General features: G+C 59.9%; 24 protein-coding genes. 8 read left to right on the top strand and 16 right to left on the bottom strand.

The features are described 5' to 3' along the window. The first annotated feature begins 6 nt into the window (after nucleotides 1–6). Nucleotides 7–1,407 carry a hypothetical protein gene (locus ABD903_RS02240; RefSeq protein ID WP_345220978.1) on the top strand — a complete coding sequence of 467 codons (1,401 nt, stop codon included), beginning with the start codon at nucleotides 7–9 and terminating at the stop codon, nucleotides 1,405–1,407. 4 nt (nucleotides 1,408–1,411) lie between these two features. Here the strand turns inward: ABD903_RS02240 and ABD903_RS02245 are convergent, their stop codons facing one another. Further along, nucleotides 1,412–1,768 carry an MGMT family protein gene (locus tag ABD903_RS02245; RefSeq protein ID WP_345220980.1) on the bottom strand — a complete coding sequence of 119 codons (357 nt, stop codon included), beginning with the start codon at nucleotides 1,766–1,768 and terminating at the stop codon, nucleotides 1,412–1,414. A 159-nt stretch (nucleotides 1,769–1,927) separates the two neighbouring features. Here ABD903_RS02245 and ABD903_RS02250 point away from each other — a divergent pair, with 159 nt between their 5' ends. Together ABD903_RS02250 and ABD903_RS02255 are read left to right on the top strand one after the other, a co-directional pair. Further along, nucleotides 1,928–4,039 (top strand): M13 family metallopeptidase, encoded by a 2,112-nt coding sequence (locus ABD903_RS02250; RefSeq protein WP_345220982.1) that lies wholly within the window; start codon nucleotides 1,928–1,930, stop codon nucleotides 4,037–4,039. 135 nt (nucleotides 4,040–4,174) lie between these two features. Further along, nucleotides 4,175–4,600 carry a hypothetical protein gene (locus tag ABD903_RS02255; protein WP_345220983.1) on the top strand — a complete coding sequence of 142 codons (426 nt, stop codon included), beginning with the start codon at nucleotides 4,175–4,177 and terminating at the stop codon, nucleotides 4,598–4,600. 2 nt (nucleotides 4,601–4,602) lie between these two features. On the opposite strand, the gene ABD903_RS02260 is transcribed toward ABD903_RS02255, so the two are convergent. Both ABD903_RS02260 and ABD903_RS02265 read right to left on the bottom strand, forming a co-directional pair. Then, the gene (locus tag ABD903_RS02260; protein WP_345220985.1) at nucleotides 4,603–5,364 is read right to left on the bottom strand and encodes a peptidylprolyl isomerase; all 762 of its coding nucleotides are present in this window, start codon (nucleotides 5,362–5,364) and stop codon (nucleotides 4,603–4,605) included. Nucleotides 5,365–5,516: 152 nt separating this feature from the next. Continuing rightward, nucleotides 5,517–6,713: a zinc dependent phospholipase C family protein gene (locus ABD903_RS02265; RefSeq protein WP_345220986.1), complete on the bottom strand. Its 1,197-nt coding sequence runs from the start codon at nucleotides 6,711–6,713 to the stop codon at nucleotides 5,517–5,519. Nucleotides 6,714–6,874: 161 nt separating this feature from the next. On the opposite strand from ABD903_RS02265, the gene ABD903_RS02270 reads away from it, so the two are divergent. After that, entirely contained in the window at nucleotides 6,875–7,906 is a 1,032-nt protein-coding gene (locus ABD903_RS02270; RefSeq protein ID WP_345220988.1) for a hypothetical protein, read from the top strand. Between the two features lie 72 nt (nucleotides 7,907–7,978). Here ABD903_RS02270 and ABD903_RS02275 read toward each other — a convergent pair whose 3' ends face one another. Next, on the bottom strand, nucleotides 7,979–8,605 hold the full coding sequence (locus tag ABD903_RS02275) for a hypothetical protein (protein WP_345220990.1): 627 nt from the start codon (nucleotides 8,603–8,605) through the stop codon (nucleotides 7,979–7,981). A gap of 40 nt (nucleotides 8,606–8,645) precedes the next feature. Next, entirely contained in the window at nucleotides 8,646–9,161 is a 516-nt protein-coding gene (locus ABD903_RS02280; protein ID WP_345220991.1) for a CinA family protein, read from the bottom strand. 408 nt (nucleotides 9,162–9,569) lie between these two features. On the opposite strand from ABD903_RS02280, the gene ABD903_RS02285 reads away from it, so the two are divergent. Then, nucleotides 9,570–10,079, top strand: coding sequence for a hypothetical protein (locus tag ABD903_RS02285; RefSeq protein ID WP_345220993.1), 510 nt, complete (start codon nucleotides 9,570–9,572; stop codon nucleotides 10,077–10,079). Nucleotides 10,080–10,177: 98 nt separating this feature from the next. Here the strand turns inward: ABD903_RS02285 and ABD903_RS02290 are convergent, their stop codons facing one another. Both ABD903_RS02290 and ABD903_RS02295 read right to left on the bottom strand, forming a co-directional pair. Next, nucleotides 10,178–10,696 carry a hypothetical protein gene (locus ABD903_RS02290; RefSeq protein WP_345220995.1) on the bottom strand — a complete coding sequence of 173 codons (519 nt, stop codon included), beginning with the start codon at nucleotides 10,694–10,696 and terminating at the stop codon, nucleotides 10,178–10,180. Nucleotides 10,697–11,222: 526 nt separating this feature from the next. Beyond that, nucleotides 11,223–12,521 (bottom strand): amidohydrolase family protein, encoded by a 1,299-nt coding sequence (locus tag ABD903_RS02295; protein WP_345220997.1) that lies wholly within the window; start codon nucleotides 12,519–12,521, stop codon nucleotides 11,223–11,225. 144 nt (nucleotides 12,522–12,665) lie between these two features. Here ABD903_RS02295 and ABD903_RS02300 point away from each other — a divergent pair, with 144 nt between their 5' ends. After that, complete coding sequence (locus ABD903_RS02300) at nucleotides 12,666–12,926, top strand: acyl-CoA-binding protein (protein WP_345220998.1); 261 nt, start codon at nucleotides 12,666–12,668, stop codon at nucleotides 12,924–12,926. A 212-nt stretch (nucleotides 12,927–13,138) separates the two neighbouring features. On the opposite strand, the gene ABD903_RS02305 is transcribed toward ABD903_RS02300, so the two are convergent. From ABD903_RS02305 to ABD903_RS02315, 3 genes are read right to left on the bottom strand one after another with little or no spacing between them, the layout of a single operon-like run. Next, the gene (locus ABD903_RS02305; protein ID WP_345221000.1) at nucleotides 13,139–13,363 is read right to left on the bottom strand and encodes a CDGSH iron-sulfur domain-containing protein; all 225 of its coding nucleotides are present in this window, start codon (nucleotides 13,361–13,363) and stop codon (nucleotides 13,139–13,141) included. Between the two features lie 42 nt (nucleotides 13,364–13,405). After that, nucleotides 13,406–13,903, bottom strand: coding sequence for a YybH family protein (locus ABD903_RS02310; RefSeq protein WP_345221002.1), 498 nt, complete (start codon nucleotides 13,901–13,903; stop codon nucleotides 13,406–13,408). Between the two features lie 36 nt (nucleotides 13,904–13,939). After that, nucleotides 13,940–14,482, bottom strand: coding sequence for a GNAT family N-acetyltransferase (locus tag ABD903_RS02315; protein ID WP_345221003.1), 543 nt, complete (start codon nucleotides 14,480–14,482; stop codon nucleotides 13,940–13,942). A gap of 144 nt (nucleotides 14,483–14,626) precedes the next feature. Between ABD903_RS02315 and ABD903_RS02320 the strand changes: the two genes are divergently transcribed. Continuing rightward, nucleotides 14,627–15,403: a hypothetical protein gene (locus ABD903_RS02320; RefSeq protein WP_345221005.1), complete on the top strand. Its 777-nt coding sequence runs from the start codon at nucleotides 14,627–14,629 to the stop codon at nucleotides 15,401–15,403. On the opposite strand, the gene ABD903_RS02325 is transcribed toward ABD903_RS02320, so the two are convergent. Continuing rightward, nucleotides 15,400–15,876 carry a hypothetical protein gene (locus tag ABD903_RS02325; RefSeq protein WP_345221006.1) on the bottom strand — a complete coding sequence of 159 codons (477 nt, stop codon included), beginning with the start codon at nucleotides 15,874–15,876 and terminating at the stop codon, nucleotides 15,400–15,402. The two genes, ABD903_RS02320 and ABD903_RS02325, sit on opposite strands and share 4 nt — an antisense overlap. A 121-nt stretch (nucleotides 15,877–15,997) precedes the next feature. Between ABD903_RS02325 and ABD903_RS02330 the strand changes: the two genes are divergently transcribed. Next, nucleotides 15,998–16,621 carry a deoxynucleoside kinase gene (locus tag ABD903_RS02330; protein ID WP_345221008.1) on the top strand — a complete coding sequence of 208 codons (624 nt, stop codon included), beginning with the start codon at nucleotides 15,998–16,000 and terminating at the stop codon, nucleotides 16,619–16,621. Between the two features lie 77 nt (nucleotides 16,622–16,698). On the opposite strand, the gene ABD903_RS02335 is transcribed toward ABD903_RS02330, so the two are convergent. From ABD903_RS02335 to ABD903_RS02355, 5 genes are all read right to left on the bottom strand, one after another. After that, nucleotides 16,699–17,376, bottom strand: coding sequence for a DUF2461 domain-containing protein (locus ABD903_RS02335; protein WP_345221010.1), 678 nt, complete (start codon nucleotides 17,374–17,376; stop codon nucleotides 16,699–16,701). Nucleotides 17,377–17,518: 142 nt separating this feature from the next. Next, entirely contained in the window at nucleotides 17,519–18,331 is an 813-nt protein-coding gene (locus ABD903_RS02340; RefSeq protein ID WP_345221012.1) for a DUF547 domain-containing protein, read from the bottom strand. A gap of 198 nt (nucleotides 18,332–18,529) precedes the next feature. Continuing rightward, nucleotides 18,530–18,997 (bottom strand): hypothetical protein, encoded by a 468-nt coding sequence (locus ABD903_RS02345; protein WP_345221014.1) that lies wholly within the window; start codon nucleotides 18,995–18,997, stop codon nucleotides 18,530–18,532. An 18-nt stretch (nucleotides 18,998–19,015) separates the two neighbouring features. Then, nucleotides 19,016–20,083, bottom strand: a complete 1,068-nt coding sequence (locus ABD903_RS02350; RefSeq protein WP_345221016.1) for a hypothetical protein — start codon at nucleotides 20,081–20,083, stop codon at nucleotides 19,016–19,018. 41 nt (nucleotides 20,084–20,124) lie between these two features. Beyond that, on the bottom strand, nucleotides 20,125–20,946 hold the full coding sequence (locus ABD903_RS02355) for an MOSC domain-containing protein (protein ID WP_345221017.1): 822 nt from the start codon (nucleotides 20,944–20,946) through the stop codon (nucleotides 20,125–20,127). Nucleotides 20,947–21,023: the final 77 nt, after the last annotated feature.

A 21,023-nucleotide genomic window follows, 5' to 3' on the forward strand; every position in this document is an offset into this window, starting at 1 on the left:
TCGTACGTGAAAAAACAACTACTGCTACTCGTTATGCTGGTGCTGGCTGCGGCTCCGGTATGGGCCCAAACGCACTTGGTGGACCTAACCGGCCAAACCCTCGCCACGCCGTTGCTGGGCGGCACCATTACTCAAATAATCGATGCTCGCCCCGACCATTCCACTATCGGGCAGGTGTACACGGGCCTAGACTACGTGCGTACCGAAGCCAATTTGAAGCGCAGCCTGGAAACCGAGTTCCTGAGCCTGTTGCGCACATTGCCGGTTTCCACCGGTAGCAGCACGTTTGCTCTCCGCGTGCACCAGCTGCACATCAGCGAGAATTTGGCCGGCTCGAAAAAAGCCACAGCTGAGTTGGTGGTTGATTTCCTGCTGCCGCAGGAGGCTAATCGGTTTCGGGTGGTGTTTCGCGCCAGCGGGCTGGCGGAGTCCGGCGGGCTGGACATAAATGGCAAGCACCCCCTGACAATTGCCAAGGCTTTGCAAAACTGCCTTATCCAGTTCAACACTACCGGAGCGGTTTCGCCATCGGATGCGCAAGTGCTTACGCTGGAGCAGGCCCAAACGCCCGAGCCCAACGCAGGGCCGCTGGTGCCTTATCCCATTACCTTAACCAAAGCCCCTAATCCGGGTCTGTACAGAACCTTCGATGATTTTCGAAACAACAACCCCGAAACCACGGGCGCCCGCCCGGTAATCATTTCGCGCACGCCGCGCGAGCGGGGCGAATGGGCCGGCATCGACGATGTGGAAGTGTTTTATCTAGGTGATAACAACGTACGGACTCCCGTGCGCGACGCCTGGGGCTATTGCGACGGTGAACGAACGTATGTGCTGCACCGTCGCCGCTTTTGTGCGCTTGAGCCCAACGGCAACCGGTTTACCTTTTACGGACCTTCCGCTGCCGACCGTGCTGCCGTGACTTCCAGCACCTTGGCCGCCGGTTTAATTGGAACTGCCATAGCCACGGCGGCCACCAGCGGCCACAAGCAGTTCTACCGCATGAGCTTGCTCACGGGCCACATCGAGGCCACGGCCGACGAAGAGTGGGCGGCCGATGCCCCCGACTCGACCAGCATTGTGGTGTACCGGCGCGCCGATGTTAAACAACCCTTGGCAGTACAGCTGAACGGCGGCGCCGTGGGGGATTTGCAGGAAAGCAGCTTCGTGGCCGTACCCTGGACCGATAAACGCAAACAAGCGCAGCTTTGCGTAGGCGGGGAAGCTGTGACCTGCTCGGCGTTTCAGCCCAGCTTTGCCGGCACCAACTACTTCGAATACCTGCCCAAAACGGCGAGCCGCTCAACGGCCGAGCTGAAGCCCGTGACGGTAAAAGAGGGTGAGTTTTACGTGAAGCGCCTGCGCCTGCAGCAGCGGCACCGCGAGGTCAAAGCCAAGAAAAGCTAAGCCGTTAGGCCTGCAGCTCAAGGCTGGGGTCCCAGAACTTGTCTTTGAAGTTCTGCACCTGATCCTCCTGCACCACTAACCCTTCGGCTTCCAGCGCCTCCTGCATGGCCGTGGGCGAGCCGAAAAACTGCTTGCCGGTAAGCATGCCGTTGCGGTTAATCACCCGGTGGCAGGGCACAAACTCGTCGCCGGAAAAGGTGTGGGCCGACTGCATTGCCCATCCCACAGTGCGGGCTGCTGAGCGGCTGCCGAGGTAGTGCGCAATGGCGCCGTAAGTGGTTACGCGGCCCGGCGGCACGAGGCGCACCACGGCGTACACGTCCTGGAAAAAGTTACGGTGTCGCTCGTTCACGTCTTTCATCGGGGGCAAGATACGGGGGCATTTGCTGAAGCCAAAGGGCTTCAAAACCTGCTAATGCAGGACCGCATCGGGCTTAGGTACCTTCACAGCGGGTGCGTGGCTCGTAATTCTGCCTTACCTTAACGGCAGCAATTCCCCCGTTCACCAATTTCCTTTCCCATGAAAAACCGCAACCGCGTGACGTTGGTCGTGGCGGCCTGGGCGTCCCTCGCTGTGTGGGGCTGCTCTGGTTCGAAGCCGACCACCACGGCAACTACTACCGCGCCTACCACCACGGCCGCGCCCGTTGAAGAAGCTGTTCAAAAAGGAACCGGCCTGAATGTCGCCAACATCGACAAATCGACGGACCCCTGCCAGGACTTCAACCAGTTCGCGTCCGGCAACTGGTACAAGAACAATCCCATTCCGGCCGCCGAAGTGCGCTGGGGCTCTTTCAACGAGCTTTCTGACAAGAACAACGCCGTAATGCGGCAGATCTTGGAAGAGGCCGCTGCTAACACCAGCGCCGCCAAAGGCACCAACGCCCAGAAAGTAGGCGACTACTACGCTTCGGCCATGGACACGGCAGCCATTGAGGCTGCTGGTATAAAGCCGCTGCAGCCCGAGTTGGCCCGCATCAGCGCGGTAAAGGACTTGAAAGGCCTGCAAAGCCAGATTGCCCGCGCCCAAATGCTGCAAACCGGCGCCCTGTTCAACGCCTACGTGGGCCAGGACGACAAGAAGAGCGACGAGTACGCCGTGAACCTGTACCAGGGCGGCCTTTCGCTGCCCGACCGCGACTACTACCTGAAGGACGACGCCCGCTCCAAGGGCATTCGGGCGGCGTACACCACGTACCTGACCAACACCTTCAAGATGTTGGGCGACAACGAGGCCACCGCGGCCAAAAACGCCGCCACGGTAATGCGCATCGAAACGCGCCTGGCCAAGGCCTCGAAGTCGCGCGTGGAACTGCGCGACCCGAACGCCAACTACAACAAGATGACGGTGGCCGACGCCAACAAGCGCTTCCCGAACCTGGGTTTGCCCGCCATGTTGCAGCAGCTGGGTCTGGGTTCCGCCAAATCGGTTATCGTAGGTCAGCCGGCCTTCTTCCAGGAAGCCAGCGCCGCCTTGAAGGCCGAGCCGCTGAACGACTGGAAAACGTACATGCGCTGGCACCTGACCTCGTCCGCGTCGTCGGCGCTGCCCAAGGCGTTTGGGGATGAGTCGTTCCGCTTCAGCCAGGTGCTGACGGGCGCTAAAAAGCAGCAGCCGCGCTGGAAGCGCATGAACCGCGCCACCGATGGGGCGCTGGGCGAAGCCTTCGGCCAGCTGTACGTAGACAAAGCCTTCACGCCGGCTACCAAGGCCAAGGCCATGGAAATGGTGCAGAACATCAAGGAGGCCATGGGCGAGCATATCCAGAACAGCGACTGGATGAGCGCCACCACCAAGACGGAGGCCATGAAGAAGCTGAACGCCTTTACGGTAAAAATCGGTTACCCCGACCAGTGGAAGGACTACTCCGCCCTGAACATCTCGCGCGAGTCGTACCTGAAAAACATGCTGGCCGCCCGCGAGTGGGCTTACAAAGACAACGTGAGCAAGTTCGGCAAGCCCATCGACCGGAAGGAGTGGGGCATGACGCCGCCCACGGTGAATGCCTACTACAACCCGTCGATGAACGAAATCGTGTTCCCGGCCGGCATCATGCAGCCGCCCTTCTTCGACCCCAACGCCGACGACGCCGTGAACTACGGCGGCATGGGCGCGGTAATCGGCCACGAAATCACCCACGGCTTCGACGACCAGGGCCGTCAGTACGACGCCCAAGGAAACCTGAAAGACTGGTGGACCAAGGAAGATGCTGAGAAGTTTGAAGCCCGCGCTGCCGTTGTTGGCAAGCAGTACGATGCCTTCTCGCCGCTGGACTCGGTATTCGTGAACGGCAAGCTCACCATGGGCGAAAACCTGGCCGACCTCGGTGGCCTGAGCATTGCCTACACCGCGCTGCAGAAGCAGCTGAAAAAGCAGTACCCGAACGGCAACGCGCCCAAGTACGACGGCTACACGCCCGAGCAGCGCTTCTTCCTGTCGTGGGCCCAAGTGTGGCGCACCAACGCCCGCCCGGAGTACCTGCGCCAGCAGGTAATGACGGATCCGCACAGCCCCGCGCAGTTCCGCACGAACGGCCCGCTGATGAACATGCCGCAGTTCTTTGAAGCCTTTGGCTGCAAGGAAAACGCCAAAATGGTACGTGCGCAAACCGAGCGCGCCAAGGTATGGTAAGCTGAGCTGAATCAGCAAAAAGGGCGGCCCGCACGTTGCGGGCCGCCCTTTTTTGTATTTGTTCTCGTTCTGTTGGGCTCGATTTCCGTTCAAAAGCGCAGCTTTGCCCGCGCCGTTTACCATTTCTTACTTCTGATGCAGAAAACCACTCTTGCCGCTCTGTTGCTGCTATCAGCCGCCTGCCAGCATAAAGATCCACAGCAGACGGCGGCCACTGCCAACACGCCGAACGAAACCGTGGCTGCTGCCCCACCCGATAGCACTACCCAATACTTAGCTAACCCCAAAGTGGGCGACGTGCTGGTGGTGCGCTTTCAGCCCGAGGGTGCGCCCCAGCAGCAGTTCTATTTCTATCAGGTTTTCCGCTTGGCAGGCGACACCGTGCTTACACGCCCTGCCCTAAAGCCGGCCGCAACCGCGGATGCCGACGTGCGCACCCTTGGTGTGTTTTCACCCGATGCGGTGCGGGCCTACACCCGGGCTGAGCTGCAGGAATACCGCCGTGAAGACCCGATGGACCCGCAGCACACGCGCTTGATAGGCGTGCGCCGCGGTGAGTAGCGTTACTTAATGACCTCCAGTTGCATGCCCACATCGTTCAGCGGCCAGCTGGACGGGTCTACTTTCTCCTGCGCAATTTTATCAACCACGTCTAAGCCCTCGGTTACCTCGCCAAATACCGTGTAGAGGCCATCCAGGGCCGGCGCGCCGCCTTGGGTTGCGTAAATTTGCAGCTGTTCGGCGGTGAGCGGACGACCAGCCACGGCTTTGGCCTGCGCGGGTTCCAGCTTGCGGCCGTGCACGAAATAGAAGTCGTGTGAGGAGGAGAGGCGGCCGGGGTTCTTCTCGTCGTCGAAGCGGGCCATGCCCAGGGCACCGGGCTTGTGGAAATACTGCGGCCGGATTTCCGGCGGAATATGGTATTTGCGCAGCATAATGGTACGCGTGTTGGAGTTGCCGCCCTGCACCACAAAGCCCTTCTCCACGCGGTAAAATACGGTTTGGTCGAAGTAACCTTTGTTGGCCAGCAGCAGGAAGTTGGCGCGGTGCAGCGGGGTGTCTTTGTAAAGCTTCACCCGAATGTTGCCGTGCCGCGTTTTCACCAGCACCTCGGTTTCGGGGTGTTCCTGGCCGTACTTGGTAAGCACCGCCACGCAGTTCGAGTCCGACATGCTCATCAAGTCCGGGCCGGGGCGGCCCGAGCCGTCTTCCATGGCGGCCAGTTCGGCGTCCTTGTCGGCCTCGGGGTTCGATTGGGTGCAGGCAGCCGTGAGCAGCGTGCCAACGGTTAGCACTGCCAGCAAGCCGGAAGAGAAACTACGCATAGCGCGATGTGAATAATGGTTGCAGCTGGCCCGTGGTCAGGCTGTTTTCTTATCCTGACTACGGACAACCCGTAACGAACAACCGATGACTTAAACCAAAAGCCCCGGTCTGCGGGCAGCAGCCGGGGCGTGAAGGTATGGGGAAGCGGGCTTTATTGGTCTCCGAAGGGGTTATTCGGGTCCTTCTCCTTCTTTTTCTTTTCCTTGGTTTTCTGTTTGCCGCCGTCTTCCTTTTTCTCTTTTACTTTCACCTTCTCCGTTTCTGGGGCGGTAGCAGCGGGTGCTGGGGCCGGAGCCGCTTCTACAACCGGAGCGGGGGCAGCACCATCGGCGGCGCCCACGGCGTCGGGTTTGGCTACTGCCTCTTGCTTTTGCATGGCCAAGAGCAGGTTTTGGTCGACCAGCTCGTTCTTCTTCCAAGCGGCTAGCTGGCCGTCGAGCACGCTTTTCTCCTCCTTGCTGAGCTTGCCAGGACGCATCATCTTGGTCAGATCGGGGCTGCCGGCATCTTTCCAGGCGGTGTACCACATAGAAGCCACCATGGTGGTAGCAAGCTTGATGCGGAAGGCCACCATACCGCCCACTTTCTTGTGGTATTCGTCGGCGAAGGCGTCGGAATAGGAGCGGCGCGTGTTGCCGTACTTGTGCGAGTAGGTATACTTCTTTTCAGGCGTAAACTTCTTGCTGATTTCGGTTTCGTAGTCAAACGTGGCGCCCAGGAAGCCGTACGATTCCTGCACCACCTGCCAAATGGATGTCAGCGGATCCTTGAGGTACTCGGCCTTCTCGCCGTCGAGCTTGTACTTGGAAATGTTGCGCTCCACCAGCTTGGATTCCCACAACGAGTGCAGGCCGTGCTGCTTGGTTAGCTGGCCGTCGTAGTTTTCGGTGGTGTGCAGCGGCACGTACGCGTCGGATACATAGTGACCCAAATCGGCCGACAGGGCAATGATGGCCGTGGTGTCGCCTTCCTTAAAGGCATTCGTGAGCTTTTCTTTCACGTCCAGCACCACCCACGGCACAGTGCCATACCTGTTGAGGGTGTCGGCGGTGTATTTGGCCACGGCTTTGTCCCACGCCTTGGGCATCAGCCCAAAGGGGTTGTCGCCGTAGTGGTCCATGTCGATGAAGTGCTTGGGCGCCTCGGTGGGGTCATCGTTGCGCCGCTCATCGGGAGCCGTAGAGAGGCGCACGATCTGGGCCATGTGCCGGAAATAGAACGGCTGCATAGATGCGGGTAGCTCGTACACAGCTACTTGGTGAATGGTGCGGTGGCCAAAAAAGCCCCAGCCGGGCGACAATGCCGGGCATAGCATCACCAGCATGAGGGATAGAAGCAGTTTTTTCATCGAAACAGAGCGAAGAGAAACGCCGAAAGCAACGGCCCCGAAAGTTCGGGAAAAAATCGATTGGTGGATGCGTTGGGTAACGGATAGCTGCACGGAAATTTCCTATTCTCAGCCACAGAAAAGAGTTTGTCGTTCATTTGTCTGCAGTATCCCGTTTCCGCATGAACGACATCTCGAAGAAGAAGCCCAGTTACCGCATCAGCCCGGGCCTGCGTCATTACTTGCAGCAGTACGACCGCGACACCACGCTGCCCGTTACCTACGCCGATTTGCGCCGCTCTTCCGGGGCCTTCCCGCTGCTCGACCGCACCGGTCGCGACACGCTGTGGGAAACCCTGCAGTACGAGCCCCACACCTTGCTGGAGCTGAGCCAGGGCCTGACGGAAGTGTACGCCCTGCTGAAAACCGACGGCGACCTGTCCTTTTCTGAGCACCTGCTGGCCGACCGCATCGACTACTGCCGCTTTGGTAATTCTAATCCGTTTCGGGTGCGCATCGTGAACCAGTTCAACGACAACTACGACTACTTCTACGTGAAGCGGGCCGACGCCTCCCGCGTGTACGGCCTGGAGCTGGAGCATTTGTTGTCGCCCAACTCCATTAACTTCCTCGTGCACGGCGATACGCTGATTGAAGAACACATTGCCGGAATTCCCGGCGACGATTTCATTCGCACCCGCCTCGACCGGCCGCACCTCAACCAAGTACGCATTGCCAAAGAGTTTGTGAAGTTTAACGAGCGGTGCTTCGCCCGCTTGCTCGGCGACATGCGCGCCTACAACTACGTCATCGACGTAACCCCCGACTTTGAGGACGAGCAGTACCGCGTGCGCGCCATAGATTTCGATCAGCAGAGCTACGAAGGGCACAAAAGCATGTACCTGCCGCAGTATTTCCCGGATAACCGTCCCGTGGTAGAGCTGGTGCGCAGCCTGCTGAAGACCGAAACCATTCGGCAGTACCAAACCGAGGAGCGCACCCTAATGGCCCGCCGCGCCCGCGCCGAGCGGTACCGCCTGAAAGACCTAGTGGACTGTATGCGCGAGGAAGAACTGGCCCCCGCCGATAAAATCGCGCAGCTCAAAAAAGAGCTGAACCTGCACCACCAAACCGCCGAGTTCGACCGGTGCGACTCCATGGGCGACGTAGTGCGCCAAAACCTGCGTTTAGTGCTTGGTCGCCGGAGCCATTAAATGCGCAAAGGGCACCGGGCAATACGTAGCTGCCCCGGTGCCCTTTGCGCGTATGTGTTTATGAACAGTCGTTTACCGGCCCAAGCCGATGTGCATGGCAATGGAAATTTCAATACCGCCGGGGCTGATGGTTTGCACCAGGTCGCGTAGGGGCTGCGAAGGTTGGGGCGTGTAGGGCGAGTACACCACCGGGTCGCCGGTGAGGCGGGCACCGTAGCCCAGCGTACCCGAAAGACCCACGTGGCCCGGCTGCCAACGGAAGCCACCGCGCAGGCTGAGTAGGCCGCTGGGCGTCATGCTGTAATTGGCCGTTTCGTTGTTGTAGGTGACGTCTACGTTGTCGACGCGGCCCGAGCGGGTAAGGTTCGCGCCCACGTAAGGGGTGAAGTTGCGCTCGGGACGGAAGTAGTAGCGGGTACCAATACCAATTTTGCCGCCAACACCGATGCCCGCACCCGCGTTTACGTCGAAGTTAGAGCCCAGCATGTGCGCATACTCAATGCCGAAGCCGTAGGGTGCCCCCCAGCCCAGCGAAATGGCCAGCGACGAGGTGCGAAAATTGGAGAGGTGCGGCAGCGGGGTTGGCCGGGCCGGGGTGTCCGACGTGGTAGCGGGAGGGAGGGGAGTAGCAACTCCTTGAGCAGCGGCTGAGCCGCTTGCCAGGGCCAGCAAGCCGGCCAGCATAGTATAGCGTAACATAAGCCAAATATGGGGGCTTTGCACGCAAAAGCAACGCAGTTTAACTGCCTTTAATTCGCCCCGTTGGGCTATCCTGGCGGCGGTCCAGCAATTCGTCGAGCTTGGCGTAAATAAAATCGGCCGCCCGGTCGCGAAACTTATCCGTCGGGCCGGTCAATACCTCGCGGTACTCGTGGGCTCGGCCTTCTATCATAACCGTCACGAAGATGCTGCCCGAAGGCTTGTCGGGCGTTTCGGAGGCGCCCGGCCCAAACAAACCGGTAATGGACACGCACACATCGGCGGGCAGATGCTTGTGCAGGCCTTCCACCATTTCGTTGGACACCTGCTGGCTCTCGGCCGAGTATTCTTCCAGGGTTTTTTTCTTGATGCCGAGCAGACGCTGCTTGGCTTCGGCGTGGTAGGTTACCACCGAGCCCAACAGCACGTTGCTCACGCCCTGCGCCGGAGCAAGTTGGGCCGCTACCCAGCCGCAGGTGCAGCTTTCGGCTAAGGCCAGGGTGAGTTTGTGCTGGATGAATTTCTTAACGAGCGCGTCGACGTTGACTGATTTCATGGGGGAGGAGCAGTGGGGACGTGCGGCATCAAAGCTTACTATGCCGGGCCGGTTAGAGTTTCGCCGTGGGGTATAAGCAATTGACTAGCAAGTTGATGCATTGCTGAATTAGCAAAGCGCACTGCGCAAATTACAAGGCAACGGCGGCCGTATTCAACAAAAAACGCTGCCCCTATTAAGGCAGCGTTTTTTGTTGAATACGGCCTTGAACTGTTCCTAAGTGTGCTTGTAAATTGTCATGCTTCAACAAGCTCAGCATAACGTAAACGACCGTTTTCGTAAACTAAACCATCCCTACCACGAATGCTTGAATAATGGTAGAACTCAAAGGTCAGCATCTAACAAAAAAGTGGTAGGCCAGTCGCTTCTTCAACTGGTGTGCACGGAGAAGGCATTAACTTTCCCTATATGCGCCTGCTCCGCCCTGTACCCTTCTTTTCATTGCCGACAACTGTATGGTTGCTGGCGCTATTCCTGCTCGCCTGTGAGCCTCAGCAGGGAGGCCATTCGATTAGAGAACCCAAGCCTGTAGCCCGCCCGGTTGTGAGCTATGCCGCTCAGTGGCCCGCGTACGGCTGCGGGGTATGGGCCCGGGAACTTACCGCCTCATTGTGCTCGGTGCTCGGAAAAAAAGGATGGCGGGAGTTTAATTCGCAGTACGGTTATGTGGTGTTGAAAATAACAATGCGCCGGGCGCCGACGGGTGACAACGTGGGCATACCCAAGGAAGCCACGATACTTCGAGCTACGCATCTTTTACCCGCTCAGTGGTCAAAAATTGAAGCAAGCTTAGTTAAGCAGGCGATGGGCCAAGTTTATGAAATGCCCCGCGGCAGCGGCCCTGCTTTGGAAATGGAATCTGTCACGCTACTCTATAATGCCAAGCGCTACACCCAATGCCCTCCATGCTTGCAGTAACTGCCAGTTGGAGAACAACAAGTCACGAAGCAGCAAGTGCAGTGGGAGCTTTTTTAACGTGCTGAGCTGGAGCAGGAATGAGGGAGTGACGCGGGCCGTTAAGACGCCGGATTCGCTTGCTTACGCCGCATCAGCAGCACCAGCAACCCCGCGCTCAGGGCAGCCAGCAGCCAAGTAGTGGTCTGCCAGAGGTAGCCGGGCGGCCCTCCCGCCGGGCGGGTGTCGAGTGTTGGAGCCGCTCTTCCCGCCGGAAGCCCATATGCGGACAATGTAGAAGCCTCGCGTGTGCCGGGCGCCGGGGTCGGCACGGTGCCCGGTCCAAACGCAGAATCCAACGCGGCAAGGTTCTTCCGAGCCCCCGCCAGTTCGATCAGGCTGTCGCAAAAGGAAACGGACGGCAAGTCCATGCTGGAGACGCCCCCGTGGTCTCTCGGCCCTCGAAGGTACACCAAGTACTCAATGCCCTCGCGCAGGCCGCGTGGCTTGCACTCATGCTCAAACGTCAGGGACAGGCGTTCGGTGTGGCGATGTAGCCCCAGCCAGTAGCGGCGCACCCGGAACTGGTGCACGCGCGGCGCGCCCCCGTAGGTGTCGTGCAGGGCCGTGTCGGTGTACATGCCCACATACCTGGCCGAAAAGATAAACCCACACGCGTCGAGGTAGGGGCTCGGAGGCAGGGAATGACAAAAGCATGAGGCATTGGCCGGGAGCCTGCCCAGCAACACCAGCAGGACCAGCAGCACCGTTAGCCTCGTCGCGTAGGCAGTGCGGGTCGGGAAAGTCGTTTGATTGTACCACATAGGTCCTATGTGCCTTCGCGGGTTAGGGTAATATAACAAAAGACTAAGCCTGGAACAGTTACCCATTAGCGTGTCAGGGGGCTAGCGCCGGGCACAGTGAGATAGGTCAGCACTGCTGATTGGATTTGACTCATTTACTCAAATAAACGCTCCTTTCCCTGAACCGTTGCTCACGAGTGGCTGCTGACCCAGCAAAGCGGCCCAGCGGTTCAGATTGAGTTCAGGAAACTCGTTCATTAATCAAAGTTCACGAAACTCGAATTGGACATGATTTTCGTGAACTTTGTTGGCGGTGTTTCTTCGGTCTTTGGCTGACTTATCAGACCATACCGATGCCACAAGGCTATTCCTGCCGGTACACCGTGCCCTGTTTCATCACGAAGCGCACCCGCTGCATGGCGTCAATGTCCTGCAGCGGGTCGCCGTCTACGGCCACCACGTCGGCCAGCTTGCCGGGCTCCAGGCTGCCTAGGTTTTCCGTTTGGCCCAGCAGCTCGGCGGCCGAAAGCGTGGCTGAACGCAGAGCTTCCAGCGCGGGCATGCCGGCTTCCACCATGTAGCGAAACTCCAGCGCATTCACGCCGTGGCGGTACACCGAGGCATCGGTGCCGAAGGCAATTTTAACGCCGGCCTTGTAAGCCCGCCCAAAGGTGCCCTGCAGCTTCGGCCCGATGGCCAGGGCTTTGGGAGTAACCAACGGCGGGTAGTAGTTGGGGATTTTGGCCGAGTCGGCTACTGATTTGCCGGCCGTAATGGTGGGCACATACCAGGTGCCGTACTTCTTCATCAGCTTCATGGTTTCGTCGTCCATGAGGGTGCCGTGCTCGATGCTGGTTACGCCCGCCCGAATGGCCCGTTTCATGCCCTCGGCGCCGTGCGCGTGGCAGGCTACCACCAGGCCCAAATCACGAGCGGTGGTCACCACAGCCCGGATTTCCTCCTCCGACATTTGAGCCGACGAGCCGTCTTTAGCTACTGAAAGCACCCCGCCGGTGGAGGCAATTTTAATGAGGTCGGAGCCGCGTTTGTACTGTTCGCGCACGGCCTGGCGGGCTTGTTCGGGGCTGTTGGCCACGCCGTCGGCGGGGCCGGGCACGCCCATCAGGTCCTGGCGGTAGCCGTTGGTGGGGTCCATGTGGCCGCCGGTGCCGCTAATGGCTTTGCCGGCCGTAAAAATGCGTGGCCCCACCACTTGGCCACGATTAATGGCATTGCGCAACGACACATTCACGCCCGAACCGCCTAAATCACGGACGGTGGTAAAGCCCGCCAGCAAGGTTTTTTGGGCGTGGGCGAGGGAGCCGAAGGCCACGTCGGCGGGGTTCAGGGTAAACTCGCGCAGAAAGTTGTCTTTGCTGGTTTCGCCTTCCAAGTGCACGTGGCAGTCGATTAGCCCCGGCATTACCGTGCGGCTCTTCAGGTCGATGACCTTGTCGGCGGGGCCGGCGGCGGTGTAGCCGGTTTGTACGGCCTGCACCCGCCCGTTCTCTACCACCAGGGTTCGTTCCGGTAACAGCTTGCCGGCACGCACGTCGAGCAGGCGGCCGCAATGGAGGTAGGTTTTCTGGGCCAGCAACGGCTGAGCGGCCAGGATCGATAACGCCAGCAGGAAAGGCGCACGAGCGGAAGTAAAAAGACGCATACGGTGAGGAAAAGAAGTCGGCGGGTGGGCCCCGCAAGGTAAGGCGCATCAGCTTTCGGCCAAATACCGTATGTTCGGCGTGCCGAATAGTTTAGAGCCCAACAGGCCCCGGCGCATTCACCCCAACCTCTTTCACTTCCTCCCATGGCCACCCAAGAAGCCTTCGAACAAGCCGCCCAGCGCGCCCAGCAACTGCCCAGCAAGCCCTCGAACACGATACTGCTGCAGCTTTACGCCCTCTACAAGCAAGCTACCGAAGGCGACATCAGCGGCGACCGGCCCGGGGGCTTCGATTTTAAAGCCATTGCCAAATACGATGCCTGGAGCAGCCTCAACGGCAAAAGCCAGGACGAAGCTCGCGACGAATACGTAGCCCTGGTGGATTCGCTGTTTCAGCAGAGCTAATCACGGATTACGGCGGATTCGACGGATTTCACGGATTTTGTGGACGCCCTAAACAAGCAGCCCGGCCACCCGGCCGGGCTGCTTGTTTAGCTACTATGCGTGTACTTCCGATCTGTATACTCTAGAAATGCAACTGGCCCGAAGCTGATGCTTCGGGCCGGTTAATCGTCTACAAAATCCGCGGAATCCGTCGAATCTGCACGAATCCGTGGTTAAACTTTTTTCGGCGGCAAGTCGAAGGCTACTGCGTTGTGCTCAAAATGGCCTTTGTGCGACCCGTCGCAGAAAGGCTTTTGCGACGACAGCCCGCATCGGCAGATGCTTACGAGAGTGCGTCCGCCCAAACCGTAAGGCTGGCCTTGAGCATCCACAATTTCGATGTCTTCGCCCTCAACGCGCAATGAGCCGTTGTTGTTGACGGTTAGTTTAATGGCCATACAAGGTGTTTTTGGTGACAGGTTAAAAAAGTGAAAGGCGGGTTACGGCTGCTCGCGGCAATAATTGCCGGTGCAGGTAATGGGGGTGTAAATGCCGGATAAAATGCGCCATTTGCCGTCCTCAAACCCCCACATCAGCCAGTAGCGGCCCGTAACCTGCGACTTGGCCGCAGCTTGCTTGTGGGTCCAGTTTTCGGTCCATTCGCCGGTTTCATAGGCCACCAGGGTTTGGTCGTTAACCTGCACCTGCAAGGTGCGGTTCATCCAGGTGAGGTCGGGGCGGGTGCGCCAGAGGCTGCGCATGGCGCGGCGCACGTCGGCGGTGGAGGTCCAGCAGCCGGCAGCCTCGCAGAGGTTAGCGCGTGAGCTGAACAGCGCGTACAGTGCCGTGGAGTCGCGGCCGTTAAAGGCGCGGTTCCAGGTTGCGCTTTGGGCCTGAATAGCCTCAATATGGCGTTGTTTGGGAATTTGAGCCAGGGTGGGAGCTACGCCAGCTGCCAGTAGCAGGAACAGGAAAATAACGAATGAGCGAAGCAGCACAGAAGGCGGAAAAGAAGGTGAGAAAGAAGGGGCCGATTAACTCAACGGTTTGCGCATCACGTAGTCGTTCATCCAGTACGGCCCAATGGGAATGTCCTCGGTGCGGTGCTGCTGAAAGCCGTGGCGTTCGTAAAAATGCAGCGCGGGATTGTGGCGGTTTACGTTCAGCTCCAGCCAGTGGCCGCCGGCGGCGCGGGCCGCTTGCTCCACGGCGTCAATTAGCTGATGCCCCATCCCCCGCCCTTGGTGCGAAGGAAGCAAGTATAGCTTGTGCAGCTTAAATACTCCAGGGTCCTCGGGACGGGCACTAAAAGAGGCATACCCAGCCGGGTAGCCCTCGGCGTGCAGCAGCAGAAAAGCATGGCCGTCGTCGGTCATTTGCCGCCGCAGCGAAGCCGGCGTGTAAATAACGCGGTACATGTAATCGATCTGCTCCTTGGATATGATAAAGCGGTACGTGGGCTCCCAGGTAGCTTCGGCCAGCTCAATGATTACTGGAATATCGGCCAGGGTGGCAGGCTGAATAGTTACCGCGGGGGCAGCCGCGTGAGGCGCAGAGAGGGGCGCGGAGTCGGACATAAGGCACAAGTGAGGGGACAATTTGGCGAAAAAACGAACGTTGGCGGGGCAGGTCCGGTGATTTTGGCTCGAAATTTCGAGTAAGCCTACCCAACCAGGCGGCAGCACGCCGCGTTTTACTGGCACCCACCCTTTTTCTTTGCTATGAAACGTCTCCTTTCGCCACTCGCTTTTGCCCTCCGCCAACGACTGTTTGTGCCCGTGGCATTAACGACGGCATTGCTGGCGCCCGTGGCCGCTTTGGCGCAAACCAAACCCGCTACGCCAGCTAAAACCACTACCCCGCCCGCTTCTAAGGATACCTCCGCTGCGAAACCCAAGCCTGCCGCTAAACCTGCTCCTAAGCAAAGCGGGACTATTTCCGAGTCGGTGCTGGCGCCGGTTGAGCGCGACCTGCGCGTGCTGGGCGGCTGGGTAAACGAAACCGTGAACCGCGCCGATGCTACCATCAAGCGCGAGCTACCACAGCTCAAAGCCGATTTCGACCGCCAGAGCAGCCGCATCGACCGGGCCGCCGACAGCCTCTCCAACCAGTCGAAACGCGAGTACGACGTGCTCAAGCGCCGATATAACTCCTGGGAAACCGAGCAGGAGCGCCTCGACGGGCAAGCTCGCCGGCCCGAAACGGCGCAGTCGGCCCAAACCCGCCTGCTGGGCGAGAACGTGAACCTTGCCCGCGCCCGGCCCACCGAGCTGCATGATTTATACGGCCGCTTTATCGATGCTGCCCGTGCCCAGCGCAAGGAGTGGACCAGCGACGATTGGGCTGCTGCCAGCGCCGTGCTTACGCGCCTTAATCAGCGCTACGAGCAAGTTCGGGAGCAAGTAGACCTGGAGGAACGCCTGCGCATCCGGTCGTGGCAGGGCGAGTTTCGCACCTTCGAAAAAGCCCGCGCCACCAAAGACGCCATGGCCAACTAAGCCGCCGAAGTAGATAAGAGCAGCCGGGTAGTGCGTTGCCGCAGCCAGCGCCAGGCGGGCGCCACGGCGTAAAACGTGCGCACTACCAAGGCTTCTTCCAGCAGCTCTTTTACCTGGGCGTTAGGCAGCGAAACCGGGGTGTCTGGATCGAGCACGTAGGCCAGAGCCTGCAGACCGTGGCCTTTAACCACCGGAATCCATTCGAATTCCAGCCAAATGGCAGCCTCGCCCCAGTCGCCGCTGGTGCCGCGCTTGTCGTTGAGAATCGATAAGGGGTGCAACTGCTCGTGCCAAACCAGGCTGGCTTCGGCCACGCGTACCACCAGGTCGGCGGTGAGGTGGCCGTGCCAGTGCACATACAGCACGCGTTCGTTTGGGAAGTAATTGAATTCGGCCACTGTGGCCCCAAATGCATCGTGAACTGTTTGCACTAATTCGGCCGTACGGTGCAGCATCGGGGTTGAACGGGGCATGGTCAAAGGCGGCTGTTGTATCTTTTAAGATACACGATTCTTGCCAGCGAGCCAAAAGATTGTCGGGGCATGGTTGGTTTGCGCTACTTTTGTAACCCTACTTTCGATTCGCTTCCCGCTCATGCACATCGCCATCGTCGGCAACATTGGAGCCGGCAAAACCACGCTGGCTCATAAACTGGCCCACCACTTCAACTGGGAAGTGTTTTTGGAGGACGTAGACGACAATCCGTACCTCAAGGATTTCTACGACGACATGCCCCGCTGGTCGTTTCACCTGCAGGTGTACTTCCTCAACAGCCGTTTCCGCCAAACCCAGCGCATCAAGGAAATGAAGCTGGAAGGCAAGGGCGTTATTCAGGACCGCACCATTTACGAGGATGCTCACATCTTCGCCGCTAACCTGCACGAGTCGGGCCTGATGGTGCCCCGCGACTTTCAGAACTACCTAAATCTGTTCCACTCCATGATCAGCATGGTGGACCCGCCCGACCTGTTGCTGTACCTCAAGGCCGATCTACCTAAACTCATCCAGCAGATTGAGAAGCGCGGCCGCGACTACGAAAACAACATGCGCATTGAGTACCTGCGCAACCTCAACGAGCACTACGAGCAGTGGATCAGCAACTACAAGGATGGTAAGCTGCTGATTGTGGACGTAAACGACCTGAATTACGTGGACCGCCCCGAAGACCTGGGCACCATCATCGAGAAAATCCAGGGCAAGCTTTTTGGCTTGTTTTAAAAGCTGATTTAGGTAACACGCAAAAGGAGAGGAAGTAACAGGTCTAACGGGCTTGTTACTTCTTCTCCTTTTGCGTGTTATCCATGATCCTGCATGGCGTGGTTCAGGTAACTAACCAAAGGCTGGGCCGCCCGCCAGGCAGCCACCACGCGGTCGGTAAAATCGGGGCGCAGTACCTCGGCGTCGGGGAAACTGCGCCACACAAAGTAGCTTTTCAGGCGCAGCCACTCGATGTCGGGGTCGGTGCGGTCGTAGCCCTTGGGTGCGGTTTTCAGGGCATTGCTGCGGTCGAGGCCAGTCGGGAAATGCTGAAGCAGGGTGGCATCCTGGCGTAGCGCGTGAAAGGCATCGGGGCCGTAGTGAATTTCCTGCCGGATACGGGCCAGCTGCGCGGGTTCGGGCAGCCAGCGGCCGGCGCCCACGTACGTTTCGCCACCCGGTTCCAGGGCCACGAAATAGCCCGCCCAGGGACTGTGGCGGCCGCCGCGCTTCAAGCCTGCGCCCATGTGCCGCTTGTACGGCTCGTCGCTCTGCTGAAACCGGTCGTTCTTGTTGATGCGGTAAACGACATCGGAGGTGCTCAGCGAGGCTAAATCAGGCTCGAATGCCTGGGCCCGCTGCAGCAAATCGGCTACCAGTCGGTTGGAAACGCCGCGGGCTCGTTGGTAATCGGCGCGGTGCGCATCCATCCACGGTTTGGAATTGTTGGCGCCCAATTGACGCAGAAAATCGAGGACAACGGCTAGTTCGGACACGGCAGAGCGAATGGCAAGGCAGAAATGCGAGCAAACGTACGGCCGGGCCGTGGCGTTGCACCTCCGCCATACTGCCCCTAAACACAACCGCAGCCGCTTCCCTAAAGAAACGGCTGCGGCCGGTTGATGCTGCGGGCCGGGGTTAGTGCCCGGGGTTGCGCTGAGCCGTGGCCGGCCGGGGGCCGCTGTCGTTCAAGGTCCAGTCGAAAGGCAGGTACACCACTTCGGCCGTTTCGGCAATGGGCGTGGTGGAGTAGCGGTTCAGGAAAGCCACCAGCGCGGCTTTCTGCCCAAACGCCGTAGCATGCCAGTCGAACAAGCTCGATACCTGTACCTGGGTGTTCGTGAGCCGGTTGCGCAGCGGATCGTTTACAAAGCGTTGCGTTTGCTGCGCAAGCTGCTGGTCCAGCACAGCGCCGTCGAAGGCCGTGGGCAGCAGGGCCGGACCGGAGTGCGCGCCGCGGTTTAGGGCGAAATGCAGACGCGGGTCGTTAGGCAATAGCTTAGGCAGGATGTCGCGCTCCAGCTGGTTTAAGGAGTACGTTTGGGTGCCTACCACCACTTCGGGTGCATCCCATACCGACAGCTTGCCGCCGATGGTTTTAACGCGCACCTCGCTGAGGCGTTCCACGGGGTAGTATTGCAGCGTGAGGTATACGCTGGTGGCGTTGTACACATTCAGCCAGTAGGCGGCTTGCTCGGCGCGCGGCCAAGTGGCTTGCGGCGGCATGCGCTTGATTTGCTGCAGGTAGCTCAGCAGGGCGTCTTCGTCGTCGAGCAGGCCCTGGTAATTCAGCGTCCCATCGGTGCGCACGTGGCGAGCCAGCAGCTCACTCCAGGCGGCGTGCAACGACGGGGCATTGACTGTAGTGCCCGCCGTGGCGGGTTGGCTACGCGTCAGAAGCCCAAGGGTAAAAGCCAGAAATAGGGAAACAGCAAGTATGCGTGCGTGCATTCGGTGCATGGTGGGGCTAATAGGGCAGGGCGCCAACCGAAGTCCGAAACGTACAAGGGCCGGAGGGCAGCCGGCCTAGTGTTTTTTGTATATCGAATTGGCTTAGCAAAGCTAGGCGGCTTGCAGCATAATACCAAGTAAATTGGACTGTCGACCGCCGTAAACTTCCAAGTAAAATGCTCTGCAGTAGATAGCCACCTATAAAAAGGGCTGGCAGGGCCACCGCCGTAAATTGAACTCTTGAACGATGGTATCCAACAGCGCGGCCCGTACCACCAGCACCACATTTTCGGGTTGGTAAGCGGCCTTACTCAGCACCCGGCCTAACGCCGGAGCCAGTCCCAGGCCGCGTAGTTCCAGCGGGCCTATTTCATCGATCAGCAGCCACCGGGTGGCCGGATGGGAGGCCGCACCAAGCAAGGTTTCGTTGGCCCAGGCAAAACCAGCGGCCGAGAAGCGGTGCGGGCCTACGCACTGGGCCTGCCAGTTGCCGGGGCGAGCAGCGGTGGGCCAGCGCAAGCCGGTGCGCACATCCTGGAACAGCCGGCCCACGCCAGGCACGGTAGGCATCAGCAGGCCTGCAACGCCCGGCTCGGTGGCTGCCCAAGCGCTTAGGCGGGTGGTTTTGCCGCTTCGGGTGGGGCCGCTGAGCAGGTGAATGATCATGATGCAGGAACTAGCGGCTCAGGCGCTTTGCCGCACCGGCTGCACAAACACGTTTACGGCCAAGGCGCGGCCAAACCAGCGCCAGCGCCGCCAGCCGCGGTGCCCCGCCGTTATGCGCCAGCACTGCGCTACCAAGCGGCGGGTGGTGGGCAACAAGCGTAGCGTGGCGGCTAAATCGGAGGCCCAGCGGCCGCGGGGGCGGCTAAGCCAGCGCCGCAGCACGCGCAACAACAGCGGCGCCACCAGCAAGGCCCAGCCGCCGTAAATAACTGCTGAGCGCAGCAGCAGCCCAATGAGCTTCGACTGATTGAGGCCCACGACGGGTGCCCAGCCCAGCGCGGCGGCCAGCCACAAAGCGGCGATGAACAGCCAGATAATCAGGAGCACGCGGCTCATACGCCAGCGCCGCGCAGGCGGCGGGGTATCCGCTTGGGCGGGCGTGTCCTCGTCGGTTTGGGGTTCATCGGGCTGCCAGAGCCAGGGGTAAAGCTGAGCCAAGTGTGGCAACTGGGCGGGTAAGCCGCCGGCCCACCAGCCCAACACTATACCCACCAAAGCGTGCAAGGCGAGGTAGCCGCCGGCCAGCAAAAGCGCGTAATTGGGTTGCTGTGCGGCCCAGGGGCCAAGCAAGCCTTGTACAAACTGGTTGAATGCTTCCGGTAACCCGTTGCCAAACACCAGCCATAGCATCAGAACGCGTTGCGCCGCCGATTCCAGCATGGTGAGCAACCCCAGTGCCATGCCGCGCAAACGCGGAAACGATGTGCCCCACGACAGCCATTCCCCAATCAGCCCCTGAAACGCTACCGCCACGTAGGCCGTGGGCGGGCTTTGCGGACTGAGCATGGCTTTCAGGGCCAATACCACCAGCATGCCGCGCAACACTATGCCGGGCCGCCGGGCGTAGTGCCCCAGCAGCCGCAGCAATACCACGGCCGCACCACCTACCACCAAACCCGTTACCGGCAACTTCAGGGCGTGCAGCACGCCGCCCAGCAGGGCTTCGCTTAAGGCCCACAGGGCTACCAGGCGCGGCACGAGCAAACGCGTGGAAACAGGAACAAAGGCCGAAGCAGTCAGCGACATAGCGGTGAAAGTAAGGGCTTGCGGCTGAATTCCCGGACCAGCTACGCGTTGTGGTAGGTAAGCACCTGCACGGCGTCGCCGGTGCGGAGGATGCCGCTGCCCGCGCCCACCACGTTCAGGCCGAACATTACCTTGTTGCCCACTTTGCGGTACTCCGAGAGCGTGCGCAACGGCTCAGCGCTGCGCTCGGCCGTGTGCTGGTCGGTGGTGGTAACCAGGCAGCGGGCGCAGGGTTTAACGCCTTCAAAGGCGGTGTTGCCAATTTGAAAGCCATGCCAGCTGTCCTCAACGTAGGGCGTAGCGCCGCTTACCACCAGGCTCGGCCGGAAGCGGTTCATGGGCACGGGCTGCGCGAGGCGCTGGTTCAGGTCGTCGAGGGAGGCTTGGCTGATGAGCAGGAAGGGGTACGCATCGGCGAAGCTAACGAGACCGGGCACGGCCGCGCCGTCTACGGGGCGCAGGGCTACATCGGGCATGTAGGTGAGGCGGCAGGGCTGGCCGAGGGCTTCGGTGAGCCATTGGTCTTGCTCGTTAGTGCCGCGGTAGGTAAACACCATATCATCCCACACGGTCACGAACTGGGTACGGTCGGGCTGGGCTTCGAAGGGCACCAGCAGCGGCAGCAGGTCGGGCCGGCGGGTGTGCCGGATGATAAAGCCGTTGTGCGCCGGCTCCAGGTGCAGCAACGCCATTTCGGGCGTGGTGCGCTGCGTCATAAACTGGCTGCGGGCATCCACAATCAGCCAGCGCCGGTCGTGGCGGAAGCCACGCGGCTGAACCTCGGCCTCGGTCACCCGGAAACCGCCCAGGGACTTAACAGGGTAGAGGTAGAGGTCGGCGAGGGAGAGGGTAGCAGCAGGCATAGGGCAAAATCAGGCAGCGAAGATAGCCCGCGGTGGTGGTGCCCCGGCTTTTCTTTTTTACTTACGGCTAAATCCCG

This window comes from Hymenobacter koreensis (genome assembly GCF_039541855.1).
Classification (GTDB): Bacteria; Bacteroidota; Bacteroidia; order Cytophagales; family Hymenobacteraceae; genus Solirubrum; species Solirubrum koreensis.

Bases quoted from the DNA above. Each gene is read 5' to 3' on its own strand.
- ABD903_RS02260 (WP_345220985.1), bottom strand. From the start codon at position 5,364: ATGCGTAGTTTCTCTTCCGGCTTGCTGGCAGTGCTAACCGTTGGCACG.
- ABD903_RS02300 (WP_345220998.1), top strand. From the start codon at position 12,666: ATGGCCACCCAAGAAGCCTTCGAACAAGCCGCCCAGCGCGCCCAGCAA.
- ABD903_RS02290 (WP_345220995.1), bottom strand. From the start codon at position 10,696: ATGTACACCGACACGGCCCTGCACGACACCTACGGGGGCGCGCCGCGC.
- ABD903_RS02265 (WP_345220986.1), bottom strand. From the start codon at position 6,713: ATGAAAAAACTGCTTCTATCCCTCATGCTGGTGATGCTATGCCCGGCA.
- ABD903_RS02280 (WP_345220991.1), bottom strand. From the start codon at position 9,161: ATGAAATCAGTCAACGTCGACGCGCTCGTTAAGAAATTCATCCAGCAC.
- ABD903_RS02350 (WP_345221016.1), bottom strand. From the start codon at position 20,083: ATGTCGCTGACTGCTTCGGCCTTTGTTCCTGTTTCCACGCGTTTGCTC.
- ABD903_RS02325 (WP_345221006.1), bottom strand. From the start codon at position 15,876: ATGCCCCGTTCAACCCCGATGCTGCACCGTACGGCCGAATTAGTGCAA.
- ABD903_RS02295 (WP_345220997.1), bottom strand. From the start codon at position 12,521: ATGCGTCTTTTTACTTCCGCTCGTGCGCCTTTCCTGCTGGCGTTATCG.
- ABD903_RS02305 (WP_345221000.1), bottom strand. From the start codon at position 13,363: ATGGCCATTAAACTAACCGTCAACAACAACGGCTCATTGCGCGTTGAG.
- ABD903_RS02245 (WP_345220980.1), bottom strand. From the start codon at position 1,768: ATGAAAGACGTGAACGAGCGACACCGTAACTTTTTCCAGGACGTGTAC.
- ABD903_RS02285 (WP_345220993.1), top strand. From the start codon at position 9,570: ATGCGCCTGCTCCGCCCTGTACCCTTCTTTTCATTGCCGACAACTGTA.
- ABD903_RS02355 (WP_345221017.1), bottom strand. From the start codon at position 20,946: ATGCCTGCTGCTACCCTCTCCCTCGCCGACCTCTACCTCTACCCTGTT.
- ABD903_RS02320 (WP_345221005.1), top strand. From the start codon at position 14,627: ATGAAACGTCTCCTTTCGCCACTCGCTTTTGCCCTCCGCCAACGACTG.
- ABD903_RS02250 (WP_345220982.1), top strand. From the start codon at position 1,928: ATGAAAAACCGCAACCGCGTGACGTTGGTCGTGGCGGCCTGGGCGTCC.
- ABD903_RS02255 (WP_345220983.1), top strand. From the start codon at position 4,175: ATGCAGAAAACCACTCTTGCCGCTCTGTTGCTGCTATCAGCCGCCTGC.
- ABD903_RS02315 (WP_345221003.1), bottom strand. From the start codon at position 14,482: ATGTCCGACTCCGCGCCCCTCTCTGCGCCTCACGCGGCTGCCCCCGCG.
- ABD903_RS02275 (WP_345220990.1), bottom strand. From the start codon at position 8,605: ATGTTACGCTATACTATGCTGGCCGGCTTGCTGGCCCTGGCAAGCGGC.
- ABD903_RS02340 (WP_345221012.1), bottom strand. From the start codon at position 18,331: ATGCACGCACGCATACTTGCTGTTTCCCTATTTCTGGCTTTTACCCTT.
- ABD903_RS02330 (WP_345221008.1), top strand. From the start codon at position 15,998: ATGCACATCGCCATCGTCGGCAACATTGGAGCCGGCAAAACCACGCTG.
- ABD903_RS02270 (WP_345220988.1), top strand. From the start codon at position 6,875: ATGAACGACATCTCGAAGAAGAAGCCCAGTTACCGCATCAGCCCGGGC.
- ABD903_RS02345 (WP_345221014.1), bottom strand. From the start codon at position 18,997: ATGATCATTCACCTGCTCAGCGGCCCCACCCGAAGCGGCAAAACCACC.